Raw genomic sequence first — 12265 nt, forward strand, 5'->3', positions numbered from 1 at the left:
TAGCCGCAGTCGGCAAAGCCTGTCGGGCGTGCTGGCGCCAGACGGGCAGATGGTCGGGAATTCAGTCAGCTGGTCCAACACAACCGAGGCGGTGAACGCCGCCCCGCCGATGCCCGATCCGGCCACAGTCGAGGCTCTGCCCGGCACCTGGATGTTCGCTGGGATCGCCTATGGCCACTTCGGGCATTTCATCGTGGAATCGATGTCGCGGATCTGGGCGCTGGGCGAGCTTGCCGGCAAGCTGGACGGGATCATCTTCACCCCCAAGATCGTGGGGCCGAACGTCGAGCGCATCGTGCAGGTCTATACACCGCTGATGCAGGCGATGGGGGTAAGCGTGCCCGCCCGCAGCACCGCGGTTCCACTGCAGGTCCAGCGGCTCTACGTGCCGCGCCAGGGCTTCGGCATGATGGACCTGATCGAGGGCAGCGAGAAGTTCCGCCGCTTCATAACCGAGAACGCCGGTCGCGACATCGCGCCGAAGGGACCGGAACGCATCTATATCTCGCGCAGCAAGCTGCCAGCGATGCGCGGCGGTCTGATCGGCGAAGCGGTGCTCGAGGAGCTGCTGATCGGCGAGGGTTACGCCATCTATCATCCGCAGAAGGAAACCCAAGCCGACCAGATCGCCCAGTACAAAGCGGCGCGCGACATCATCTCGGTCGATTGCTCGCCGCTGCATCTCGTCGGCTATGTGGGCGACAGCGCCCAGCGGGTCGGCATCCTGACTCGCCGCAGCATGGCGATCGCGGAATCGATGGTGCGCCAGATCAGGACGTTCACCGGCGCCGACGCCTTCGAGGTGAACGCGCTGGTGCGGGACTGGGTGCCGGGCAATGCCCATCGGGCCGGCCGCAGCTCGTACGGCGAGATCGACCTTCCGCGCACCTACGCGGCGCTGAAGGCCAAGGGTATGATCGCGTCGGACGTGCCGTGGCCGGCGCTGACTGACGAGCAGCGCGAGGCCGATGTCGCCCGGATCAGCGACCTTCACGCGGTCCGGTTCAAGCCGCTGGGCGAGAACGCTCAGCCCTCGCCCGCCCCCACCGCGCCCACCAGCTCGTAAACCAGTTCCAGCGCCTCGCGCGGGGTCAGGCTGTCGGGGGTGATGGCGCGCAGGCGCGTCTCGACCGCCGATGTGCGCGGTGCCGGCGCGGGGGCGGTCAGGGCGGCGCGGAACAGGGGCAGGTCGTCGATCAGGGCGGCGGGCTTTGCGCCGCCCTCGCGCGCGCCGGATTCCAGTGCTGACAGGATGTCGCGGGCGCGGTCCACGACGGCGGGGGGCAGGCCCGCCAGCCGCGCGACCTGCACGCCATAGCTGCGGTCGGCGGCGCCGCGGCGGACCTCGTGCAGGAAGACCACCTCGCCCTCCCACTCGCGCACGGCGACGGTGGCGTTGTCGACGCCGTCCAGCCGCGCGGCAAGCTGGGTCATCTCGTGGTAATGGGTGGCGAACAGCGCCCGGCAGCGGTTGGCGGCGTGCAGATGTTCCAGCACCGCCCAGGCGATGGACAGCCCGTCCCAGGTCGCGGTGCCGCGCCCGATCTCGTCCAGGATGACCAGCGCGCCGGCGTCGGCCTGGTTCAGGATCGCGGCGGTTTCGACCATCTCGACCATGAAGGTGGAGCGGCCGCGCGCCAGGTCATCGGCGGCGCCGACGCGGCTGAACAGCTGCGTGACCAGCCCGACATGGGCGCGGGTGGCGGGAACAAAGGCGCCTGCCTGCGCCAGCACCGCGATCAGGGCGTTCTGGCGCAGGAACGTCGATTTCCCCGCCATGTTCGGCCCGGTCAGCAGCCAGATCGCCGGGGTCGGCCCTTCGGTCAGCGCGCAGTCGTTGGCGACGAAGGGCTGGCCCTTGCGCCGCAGCGCGCGTTCCACGACCGGATGCCGGCCACCCTGCACCACAAAGGCGCGGCTGTCGTCCACAACGGGGCGCGTCCACCCCTCGCCCGCCGCAAGATCGGCGAAGGCGGCGGCGACGTCGATTTCCGCCAGCGCGCGGGCCGCCTGCCCGATGCGACCGGCGGCGTCCAGCACGGCGCGGGTCAGGCGGGCGAAGATCCCGCGCTCGATCTCAAGCGCGCGGTCGCGGGCGTTCAGGATGCGGGTTTCCAGTTCCGACAGCGCGACGGTGGTGAATCGGATCTGGTTCGCCGTCGTCTGGCGGTGGATGAAGCGTTCGTTCAGCGGCGGGGCCAGCATCCGTTCGGCGTGCGTGGTGGTGGTTTCGATGAAATAGCCCAGCACGTTGTTGTGCTTGATCTTCAGGCTTGGGATGCCCGCCTGTTCGGCATAATCCGCCTGCATCCGGGCGATGACGCCGCGGCCCTCGTCGCGCAGGGCGCGGGTCTCGTCCAGATCGGCGTCATGGCCCGCGGCGACGAAACCGCCGTCGCGGGTCAGCAGCGGCGGTTCGGCCACCAGCGCGGCGTCCAGCAGGCCGACCAGCGCGTCGTGGCCCACAAGGTCGCGCGCCGCATCGGCCAGCAGATCGTCGGTGCCCTCCAGCAACGCGGCGATCTGCGCCGCCGCCGCCAGCCCGGCGCGGATCGCCGACAGGTCGCGCGGCCCGCCCCGGTCCAGCGCCAGCCGCGACACGGCCCGGTCCATGTCGGGCACGCGGGAAAGCGCCTCGCGCAGGTCGGCAGTCAGGCGCGGGTCGTCCACCAGCCAACCCACCGCCGCCTGCCGGGCGTGGATCACCGCCAGTTCGCGCGACGGCGCGCTGATCCGCCGGTCCAGCAGCCGCGCGCCCGCCGCCGTCACGGTGCGGTCGATGGCGGCCAGCAGCGACCCCTCGCGCCCGCCCGACAGCGCCTGCGTCAGTTCAAGGTTGCGCCGGGTGGCGGCGTCGATCTGCATCACGCCCGCGCCGCTTTCGCGCGCGGGCGGCAGCAGCCGGGGCATCCGGCCGCGCTGGGTCAGGTCGAGATAGTCGGCGATGGCCCCCATCGCGGCCAGTTCGGCACGGGCAAAGCTGCCGAAGCCGTCCAGCGTGTCCACCCCATACAGCGCGCACAGCCTCCGCACCGCTGCCGTGCTGTCAAAGCTGCCCGCCGCCAGTTCGGTCAGCGCGACGCCCGCGTCGGCGGCCAGATCGTCAAGGCGGCTGCCCTCGGCCACCAGCAGCTCGCGCGGGGCGTGGCGGGCCAGTTCCGGGGCCAGCCGCGCCAGCGGGCAGGGCGCCACGCGCAGAGCGCCGGTCGAGATATCCACCCACGCCAGCGCCGATTCGTCGCGGACCTGCGCGAAGGCGGCAAGGAAGTTGTGCCGCCGCGCCTCCAGCAGCGACTCCTCGGTCAGGGTGCCGGGCGTCACCAGCCGCACCACGTCGCGGGCGACGACCGATTTAGCGCCGCGCTTGCGGGCCTCGGCCGGGTCTTCGATCTGTTCGGCGATGGCGACGCGGAACCCCTTGCGGATCAGCGTCAGCAGATAGGCTTCGGCGGCGTGGACCGGCACCCCGCACATCGGGATCGGCTGGCCCTGATGGGTGCCGCGTTTCGTCAGCGCGATGTCCAGCGCGGCGGATGCGGCGACCGCGTCGTCAAAGAACATTTCGTAGAAATCGCCCATGCGATAGAACAGCAGCGCGCCGGGATTGGCCTCGCGGATCGCAAGATACTGGGCCATCATCGGGGTCGGCTGGTCGGTCATCGGGGGGCCTTGATCGGGGCTGTCGCGCGGGACGGTTCCTTCTAGTGGCGCGCGGCCGCGATTGGAACCAAGGCGCGGGCGGCAAGGCCGCCGGATCTTCGGCAGGCGGTCCGGCTGCGGCGGCCTCGCCGCCCCCTTCACCTTGGCACGCGTGCCTCGCCCCGGCTCCCCGCGCAAATCGGTGACACGCGGCCGGTTCCCCGGCACTGTGGAGTTGTCCGGCAGGGGGATTCGACATGACCACGACACGATCCGGCGCGCTGGCGCTGGCGGCGATGATGGCGGCCTCACCCGTCCTGGCCGCCTGCCCGCCCGCCGCCACGATGCAGGCCGCGGCGCAGGGCTGGCTGGCGGGCGAGCGGTTGCCCGACCCGCAGGTCGGCAGCATCAACGACGCGGCCTGCGCCTATGCCGCCTATCGCGGCGCGATCGAGGCCGAAATGGGCGCGCCGGTCGGCGTCAAGGTCGGCTTCACCTCAAGGCCCGCGCAGGAACGCTTTGGCGTGACCGCCCCGGTCGCTGGCGCGCTGTTCGCGCCGATGATCCTGCAGGACGGCGCGACCGTCCCGCTGGCGGGCAGCCGCGCCCCGTTCTACGAGGCCGATCTGATCGTGACCGTCGCGGACCCCGCCATCATGCAGGCCACCACCCGCGAACAGGTTGCGGCCGCGCTGGACGAGGTGCGCCCCTTCATCGAGCTGCCCGACATGGCCGTGACCGAGGGGCTGAAGCCCACCGGGCCGATCATGGCCGCCTATGGCGTCATGCCGTGGCGGGGCGTGATCGGGCCGGGCGTCAAGATCGCCGACCTGCCCGACCCGGTCGCGGACCTTGCCGCGCTGACGGTCGAACTGAAGGCCGACGGCAAGCCGGTGGCGGCCGGCACCGGCGACATGCTGCTGGGACACCCGCTGGACGTGGTGCTGTGGCTGATCGCGCAGGGCGGCTTTGCGCTGGACAAGGGCACGATGATCTCGCTGGGCTCGCTCAGCCCCTTGACGCCGGCGGCGCCGGGGGTGGCGCTTGCCGCCGATTACTCCATCGGCGGAAAGCCGATGCGGGTGACGGCGACGCTGGCCGACTAGCGCGGGGTCGCGCGCAGCCAGACGCCGCCCTCGGGGCGCAGGGTCAGGATCATGCGCGGATAGGGCGCGCGGCCCGGCACCGTGTCGAACCGGAACCGCGCCAGCAGCGTGGCAAGGATGATCGCCGCCTCTTGCAGGGCAAAGTTCGCGCCGATGCAGATGCGCGGCCCCGCGCCAAAGGGCAGATAGGCGAAACGGTCGCGGTCCACCCCGGGCGCGAAACGGTCGGGGTCGAACCGGTCCGGGTCGGTCCACAGCATCCGGTGGCGGTGCAGCGCATAGATCGGCAGCATGACCGTGTCGCCCGGCTTCACCTCGCGCCCGCCCAGCGTGTCGGGCTTTTGCGCCGTGCGCGACAGGAACGCGGCCGGCGGATACAGCCGCAGCGTTTCCTGCACCACCTGCGCGACATAGGGCAGGCGCGGCAGGTCGGCCGCGGTGATCACGGGGCCGACCGCCCGCGCCTCGGCCGCGGCGCGGTCCTGCACGGCGGGGTCGAAAGCGCACAGATACAGCGCCCAGGCCAGCGTCAGGGCCGTCGTCTCGTGCCCCGCGACGATAAAGGTCAGCAGGTTGTCGCGCAGTTCCGCCGGGTTCATCGACCGCCCCGTTTCCGGGTCCACCCCGGACCGCAGCAGGTCCAGCAGGTCGGGCGGCAGGCGCGGGCCGCGGCCCGCGCGGTCGGCGATGGCGCGGTCGGCCAGCGCCTTGGTCCGCCGCAGCGCGCCCCCCGCCACCATCCGCCCCGGGCGCGGCACCCACGGCGGCGCGCCCAGGATGTCCAGCAGCGAGACGCGGGCGGTGCGGGCGATATAGCCCTCGATCGCGGTATGGACGGCATCGCGGTCGAACCCCGCGTCGCCGGAAAAGGTGACGTCGCTGATGACCTCGAACGTGGCGGCGACCATTTCCGCAAAGGCGTCGAAGGGCTGCGCCGCCCCGCCCACGCGGTCCGCGCTGGCCCGGGCGGCGGCGGTCATCACCGGCCCCAGCGCCTCGACATGGCGGGCGGCAAAGGCGGGGGCGGCGGCCAGCCGCTGCCAGCGCCAGTGCGCGCCCTCGGCCACGAACAGGCTGTCGCCGATGGCCGGTTCCAGGATCAGCCGCGTCACGGTCGATTTCGGATAATCCTCGACCGCGTCCTTCAGCACGCGACGCAGCGCGCCGGGGTCCATGACCATGTGCCAGCGGATGCCCAGCCTGCCCGACACCATCGGCTGTTTCAGCGCAAGTTCGGGGATCAGCTCAAGCACGTTGCGCCGCGCCGTCATTGCCGATCCCAGGATGCCCAGCGGCTTGCGCGCAAGCGCCACGCGGGGGGGATAGCCGGGGGCGGTGTTCATGCAGCCCTAACCCCGGCAGCCACGGAACGGTTGCACGGGCGGACGCAAGATGTCACCCCTGCGTCAAACCCGCAGCAGGAGAGCTCCATGCTCGACGGCATCATCAATGCGATCAACGGCGTCCTTTGGAACTATGTGCTGATCTATGGGCTGATCGTCGTCGGCATCTATTTCACGCTGCGCCTGCGCTTTATCCAGTTCGTCCACTTTCCCGAGATGCTGCGCTGCACCTTCGGGCGGACGGAAAAGGACGCGGACGGGATCTCGCCCTTTCAGGCGCTGTCGGTCAGCCTGGCCAGCCGCGTGGGCACAGGCAACATCGCGGGCGTCGCGGTGGCGATCACGCTGGGGGGACCGGGCGCGATCTTCTGGATGTGGGTGGTGGCGACGGTCGGCATGGCCACGGCCTATGCGGAATCGGCGCTGGCGCAGCTTTACAAGGTGCACGGGCCGAACGGCATGTATCGGGGCGGCCCCGCGTTCTATATCGCCAACGGGCTGGGGCTGCGCTGGCTGGGGGCGCTGTTCGCCGTGGCGCTGCTGATTTCCTTCGGTCTCGTGTTCGAGGCGGTGCAGGCCAATTCCATCGCCGAGGCGTGGGTGACGTTCGGCATCCCGCGCTGGGTGACCGGGGTCGGGCTGGCGGCGGTCACGGCGGTCATCATCTTCGGCGGCATCCCCCAGATCGCCCGCGCGGCGGAACTGATCGTGCCCTTCATGGCGGGCGCCTATCTGCTGGCGGCGGCGTGGATATTCGCCACCAACCTGTCCGAGGTGCCGGCGGTGCTGTCCCATATCGTCCGGCAGGCGCTGGGGCTGGAGCCGGTCGTCGGCGGCGTCGCGGGCGGCATGGCGGCGGCGATGCTGAACGGGGTCAAGCGCGGGCTGTTTTCCAACGAGGCCGGGATGGGGTCCGCCCCCAACATCGCGGCGGTGGCGACCCCCGACCCGCACCACCCGGCGGCGCAGGGCTTCGTGCAGTCGCTGGGCGTCTTCATCGACACGATCCTGGTCTGCACCGCAACGGCGGTGATGATCCTGCTGTCGGGCGCCGTCCCCTCGGCCGAGCTGACCGGCGTCGCGCTGACGCAGACGGCGCTGGGGGAACATTTCGGCTCGGCCGGCCTCTACTTCGTCGGGCTGGCGATCCTGTTCTTCGCCTTCACCTCGATCATCGGGAACTATGCCTATGCGGAAAACGCGCTGATCTATCTGGGCTTCGGCCAGCGCGGGATCACGGTCCTGCGGTTCGCCGTGCTGGGGATGGTGATCTGGGGCGCGCTGCAGGCGGTGGGCACGGTGTTCAACTTTGCCGACGCCTCGATGGGGGTGATGGCGACGATCAACCTGTTCGCCATCGTGGCGCTGTCCGGCACCATCGCCGCGATCACCCGCGATTTCCTCGCGCAGCGCCGCGCCGGCCGCCGCCCCGAGTTTCACCTGTCCGCCCACCCCGACCTTGCGGGCCGCGGCGTGGACGCGGACATCTGGCGCTGACGCCCAAACGAAAGAACCCGCGCCGGGGCGCGGGTTCTGCGTCAGGGTCTGTCCGCGCCGATCAGGCGGCGGCGGCCGGGGTGCCGGCGGCGGCTTTCGCCTGCGCCACGATGGCGCCGAAGGCGTCGGGCTCGTGCACGGCCAGGTCGGCCAGAACCTTGCGGTCCACCTCGATCCCGGCCTTGGACAGCGCGGCGATAAAGCGCGAATAGGTCATCTCGGCATCGACCGCGCGGACGGCGGCGTTGATGCGCGCGATCCACAGCGCACGAAAGTTGCGCTTGCGCGTCTTGCGGTCGCGGGTCGCATACTGGTTGGCCTTGTCGACAGCCTGCGTCGCGGTGCGGAAGTTGCGCGAGCGGTTGCCGTAATAGCCCTTGGCGGCCTCAAGAACCTTCTTGTGGCGGGCGTGGGTGACCTTGCCGGATTTCACACGGGACATGGTTCAGATCCTCTTAACGGTCGTAGGGCATGTATTTCTTGACGATCTTCGTGTCCGCCACGGACAGGATCATCGTCCCGGTCACGTCGCGGATGAATTTCGTCGAGCGCTTGATCATGCCGTGGCGCTTGCCCGCCGGGCCGGCCTTGACCTTGCCGCTGGCCGTCATCGAGAACCGCTTCTTCGCAGCGGCCTTGGTCTTCATCTTCGGCATTTTCATCTCCTTGTCAGAGTGATCGTGCGGCTCGGCAATGCCAATCGGCCGGCCGCACGGGGTCGAAGCGCGCCCTATAGCGGCGCGCACGGGAAATGGCAAGCCTTACAGGCTGATCTGGCCGCCGATCAGGCGCTGCCACGCCAGCCCCAGATCCTGCACCTGAAACGGCGTCGGGTCCGTCCACGCCCCGCCCAGCAGCGCGGCGATGCCCAGCACAAAGGTGATGGCCGCGCCGCGCGGCGGCTCGGTGCGCGCCAGCGCGGCGATCGCCAGTATCACCGACAGCGCCATCAGCGCGGTGCCGGCCAGAATCAGGATGTCGGACATTGGACCACCGAATACGTCGTTTCACTGCGCCCTTATTCCGGGTCGGTGCTATAGATCAACCGCTCGTCGCACGGGGCCACCCTAAGGATGTTGGTCGATCCCGTGGTGTTGAACGGAACGCCCGCGATCACGATGATCCGCTGCGTTTCGTCTGCAAAGTCAAACTCGCGCGCGGCCCTGGCGGCGTTGGTCACGGCCTGCTTGAACCGGCTCAGTTCCGGCACCAGCACGCAATGCGCGCCCCAGACCAGGCACATCTGACGCAGCGTCGACGGCAGCGAGGTCAGCGCCAGGATCGGCACCCGCGGGCGTTCGCGCGCCGCCAGCCGGACGGTCGTGCCCGACTGGGTATAGGCGCAGATGGCCGAGACGTCGGTCGTCTCGGCGATCTCGCGCGCGGCGACGGCGATGCTGTCGGCGATGGTCTGGCGGTTGTGGACGCTGCGCGTGCTGTCGATCATCGTGCGATAGGTCGGGTCGCTTTCGACCGACCGGGCGACGGAATCCATCGTCAGCACCGCCTCGACCGGATAGCGGCCGGCGGCGGATTCGGCCGACAGCATGACGGCGTCGGCGCCCTCATAGATGGCGGTGGCGACGTCGCTGACCTCGGCCCGCGTCGGCATCGGGCTTTCGATCATGCTTTCCAGCATCTGCGTCGCCACGATCACGGGCTTGGCCGCCTGCCGGCAGGCCGTGACCAGCCGTTTCTGGATCGGCGGCACGGAATGGACGGGCAGCTCGACGCCCAGATCGCCGCGCGCGACCATGATCCCGTCCGACACCTTCAGGATTTCGGCGAACGCCTCGACCGCGGCGGGCTTTTCGATCTTGGACAGGATCGCGGCGCGGCCGCGGGCAAGATCGCGCGCGTCGACCACATCCTGGGGCCGCTGGACGAACGACAGCGCCAGCCAGTCGGCGCCCAGCTCGCAGGCGAACTCCAGATCGGCGCGGTCCTTGTCCGACAGCGCCGCCAGCGGCAGCACCACATCGGGCACGTTCACGCCCTTGCGGTTGGAAATCGTGCCCCCCGCCGTCACCACGCAATCGGCAAAGTCCGGCCCGCAGGCGTCCACGCGCAGGCGGATCTTGCCGTCGTTGACCAGCAGCCGCGACCCCGGCGACAGCGCGGCAAAGATCTCGGGGTGCGGCAGCTGCACCCGTGTCCCGTCGCCCGGCGCGGGGTCCAGGTCGAACCGGAACGCGTCGCCCTCGTCCAGCTCATGCGCGCCCGCGGCAAACACGCCGACGCGCAGCTTGGGCCCCTGCAGGTCGGCCAGCACGGCGATGGGGCGGCCCGTCTCGGCCTCGACCGCGCGGATGATGTCATAGCGCGCCTGCTGCTCGGCATGGGTGCCGTGGCTCATGTTCAGGCGGAACACGTCGGCCCCGGCGTCGAACAGCGCCCGGATGGTGGCATGGTCGCTGGATGACGGCCCCAGTGTCGCCACGATCTTGACGTTGCGGTGTCGTCTCATCCCGTCCCCCCATCGGCCTCGGCCGTTAGCGCCAACTTGCCGCCGTTATGTCGGAAACCGCGCCGAACGGCAACTGGCGCAGGGGCAAGGCTGCGGCTATAGCGGGGCTGCGATGCCTGATGGAACCACGACCGAACAGCCCTTTGCGATCGAGGGCGCCGGCCGCCCCGGCCGCTGGCTGGTCACCTGCGACCACGCCAGCAACCGCGTGCCGGACTGGGTCGCGGACGGCGACCTGGGGATCGCGCCCGCCGACATGGCCCGACACATCGCCTGGGACGTGGGCGCGGCGGGGCTGGCCCGCGCGCTGGCCCGGCGGCTGGACGCGCCGGCGATCCTGTCGCGGTTCTCGCGGCTGGTGATCGACCCCAACCGGGGCGAGGACGACCCGACCCTGCTGATGCGGCTTTACGACGGCACGGTCATCCCGGCCAACCGCCGCGCCGACGCGGCCGAACGCGAGCGCCGGCTGGACCGGCTGCACCGCCCCTATCACGCGGCGCTGGCGCGGCTGGCGGCGGCGCATCCCGCCCGCGCGATCTGCGCCGTCCACAGCTTTACCCCGCAGCTGCGCGGGCGTCCGCCGCGCCCGTGGCTGCTGGGCATCCTGTATTCCCACCGCGACGAACGGCTTGGCCCGGCGATGGTGCAGGCCTGCCGCGACCGGGGCTGGGCGACGGGCGCGAACGAACCCTATGCGGGCCATCTGCAAGGCGATTCGATCGACCGCCACGCGCTGTCCCACGGCCGCCCCAACCTGCTGGTCGAGGTCAGGAACGACCTGATCCGGGACGAGGCGGGCCAGTCCCTGTGGGCCGACCGCCTCGCGCCGCTGCTGCAACGGGTGCTGGCCGACAGCGGGCTTTAGCGCGCGAACGCGTCAGCGCGCCTCACCGCTCGCAATCGTTCTTCCTTGCGGAAATATCCCGGGAGCGTCGTATACGGGGCAGCGCCCCGGTTCGTGACAGCCGGGGCCGCCGCGTTCAGGCGGCCTTGACGTCCTGCGCCGCCGCCAGCACCGCATGCAGCGCCACCGGGTCGTCGTTGGCGCGCAGCTTGGCGCGCAGGTCGGCGTCGCGCAGCGTGCGGCTGACCAGCGCCAGGGCCTTCAGATGCTCGACCCCCGGCGAATCGGGGGCCAGCAGCGCAAAGACCAGATCGACGGGCTGGCGGTCAACGGCGTCGAAATCCATCGCCTTGTCCAGCCGCAGGAACAGCCCCGCGACCCGTTCCAGCCCCGGGATGCGCGCATGCGGCAGCGCGACCCCGTGGCCGACGCCCGTGGCCCCCAGGCTTTCGCGTTCCTGCAGCGCGTCCAGCGTGCGCGCGGCATCGACGCCATAGGCGGCGGCGGCCATGTCGGCCAGATCGTGGAACAGGCGCTTCTTGGAGCTCACCTGCGCCTGCGACCGGACGGCCGCAGGGGAAAGAATGTCGCTGATGTGCATCGTGGCCTTGACCTCATCGCCCCGCCCAGCGGCGGCCGGCTTGACGGCCGGTCGCAACGGGCGACCGGCGCTTGGGTTCATGCGGCGCGTCCCCGCCCCTTTCCGGGGGCAGGCGTCACGCCAGGTTGCGCGGGTCGATCCAGCCCACGTTGCCGTCATCGCGGCGGTGGACGACATTGACGCCGCCGTGTTTCTCGTTGCGGAACACAAGCAGGGGCGCCCCCGCCAGTTCCATCTGCATCACCGCGTCGCCGACCGACAGGGTCGGCACCCGCGTTTCCATTTCCGCCACGATGATCGGTTGCAGGCCGGTTTCGTCCTGCGATTCCCACGTCTCCTCGTCGGCGTCGAGCACATAGCTGGCCGCGCCCCCGTATTCAACCGGCTCGGTCCGGTCCTTGTGGTGGTCCTTCAGCCGCCGCTTGTATCGGCGCAGCTGCTTGTCCATGCGCTCGCGGCATTTCTCGAACGCGGCATAGATGTTGTCGGCGGCCTGCCCCTTGGCCTGCGCGGTCAGGCCGGTGGACAGATGCACGACCGCATCGCAGATCAGGTTGTGCGCGTCGCGGGAAAAGATGACCGTGGCGTCGGTGGGGCGCTGCGAATACTTGGCGACGGTTTCGTCCAGCTCGGTCTTGACGTGCGATTGCAGCGCCTCGCCCACGTCGATCTGCTTGCCACTGATCTGATAGCGCATCTTGCATCCTTTCCCTGTGCCGCGGGGCCGGCGCCGCGGAATGCGGCGCGATGCTGCGGCCCGGCAGC

At 70.5% G+C, this 12265-nt stretch carries 12 protein-coding genes; 4 read left to right on the top strand and 8 right to left on the bottom strand.

All coding sequences use genetic code 11. From position 1 onward, the window contains the following. Positions 1 to 49: 49 nt before the first annotated feature. The gene (locus EPA64_RS05110) at positions 50 to 1066 is read left to right on the top strand and encodes a glycosyltransferase 61 family protein (RefSeq protein WP_134725183.1); all 1017 of its coding nucleotides are present in this window, start codon (positions 50 to 52) and stop codon (positions 1064 to 1066) included. On the opposite strand, the gene mutS is transcribed toward EPA64_RS05110, so the two are convergent. Next, positions 1027 to 3660 (bottom strand): DNA mismatch repair protein MutS, encoded by a 2634-nt coding sequence (gene mutS / locus EPA64_RS05115; RefSeq protein ID WP_134725184.1) that lies wholly within the window; start codon positions 3658 to 3660, stop codon positions 1027 to 1029. The two genes, EPA64_RS05110 and mutS, sit on opposite strands and share 40 nt — an antisense overlap. Positions 3661 to 3896: 236 nt before the next feature. On the opposite strand from mutS, the gene EPA64_RS05120 reads away from it, so the two are divergent. Then, a complete protein-coding gene (locus EPA64_RS05120; protein WP_246026617.1) occupies positions 3897 to 4745 on the top strand; it encodes a 2-keto-4-pentenoate hydratase in 849 nt (282 codons plus the stop codon). Here EPA64_RS05120 and EPA64_RS05125 read toward each other — a convergent pair. Next, on the bottom strand, positions 4742 to 6088 hold the full coding sequence (locus tag EPA64_RS05125) for a cytochrome P450 (RefSeq protein ID WP_134725185.1): 1347 nt from the start codon (positions 6086 to 6088) through the stop codon (positions 4742 to 4744). The genes EPA64_RS05120 and EPA64_RS05125 overlap by 4 nt on opposite strands. An 87-nt stretch (positions 6089 to 6175) precedes the next feature. On the opposite strand from EPA64_RS05125, the gene EPA64_RS05130 reads away from it, so the two are divergent. Next, on the top strand, positions 6176 to 7585 hold the full coding sequence (locus EPA64_RS05130) for an alanine/glycine:cation symporter family protein (RefSeq protein ID WP_134725186.1): 1410 nt from the start codon (positions 6176 to 6178) through the stop codon (positions 7583 to 7585). A gap of 61 nt (positions 7586 to 7646) precedes the next feature. Here EPA64_RS05130 and rplT read toward each other — a convergent pair whose 3' ends face one another. From rplT to pyk, 4 genes are all read right to left on the bottom strand, one after another. Beyond that, positions 7647 to 8027 (bottom strand): 50S ribosomal protein L20, encoded by a 381-nt coding sequence (gene rplT, locus EPA64_RS05135; protein ID WP_134725187.1) that lies wholly within the window; start codon positions 8025 to 8027, stop codon positions 7647 to 7649. A gap of 13 nt (positions 8028 to 8040) precedes the next feature. Next, positions 8041 to 8241 carry a 50S ribosomal protein L35 gene (gene rpmI / locus EPA64_RS05140; protein ID WP_134725188.1) on the bottom strand — a complete coding sequence of 67 codons (201 nt, stop codon included), beginning with the start codon at positions 8239 to 8241 and terminating at the stop codon, positions 8041 to 8043. A gap of 105 nt (positions 8242 to 8346) precedes the next feature. Next, a complete protein-coding gene (locus EPA64_RS05145; protein ID WP_134725189.1) occupies positions 8347 to 8571 on the bottom strand; it encodes a hypothetical protein in 225 nt (74 codons plus the stop codon). Positions 8572 to 8603: 32 nt separating this feature from the next. After that, complete coding sequence (pyk, locus tag EPA64_RS05150) at positions 8604 to 10052, bottom strand: pyruvate kinase (protein ID WP_134725190.1); 1449 nt, start codon at positions 10050 to 10052, stop codon at positions 8604 to 8606. A 112-nt stretch (positions 10053 to 10164) separates the two neighbouring features. Between pyk and EPA64_RS05155 the strand changes: the two genes are divergently transcribed. Beyond that, complete coding sequence (locus tag EPA64_RS05155; protein ID WP_134725191.1) at positions 10165 to 10920, top strand: N-formylglutamate amidohydrolase; 756 nt, start codon at positions 10165 to 10167, stop codon at positions 10918 to 10920. A 115-nt stretch (positions 10921 to 11035) separates the two neighbouring features. On the opposite strand, the gene EPA64_RS05160 is transcribed toward EPA64_RS05155, so the two are convergent. After that, a complete protein-coding gene (locus EPA64_RS05160) occupies positions 11036 to 11500 on the bottom strand; it encodes a PTS sugar transporter subunit IIA (RefSeq protein WP_134725192.1) in 465 nt (154 codons plus the stop codon). Between the two features lie 115 nt (positions 11501 to 11615). Next, the gene (gene hpf, locus EPA64_RS05165) at positions 11616 to 12197 is read right to left on the bottom strand and encodes a ribosome hibernation-promoting factor, HPF/YfiA family (protein WP_134725193.1); all 582 of its coding nucleotides are present in this window, start codon (positions 12195 to 12197) and stop codon (positions 11616 to 11618) included. Between the last annotated feature and the right edge of the window lie 68 nt (positions 12198 to 12265).

Source organism: Paracoccus luteus, assembly GCF_004522155.1.
Classification (GTDB): Bacteria; Pseudomonadota; Alphaproteobacteria; order Rhodobacterales; family Rhodobacteraceae; genus Paracoccus; species Paracoccus luteus.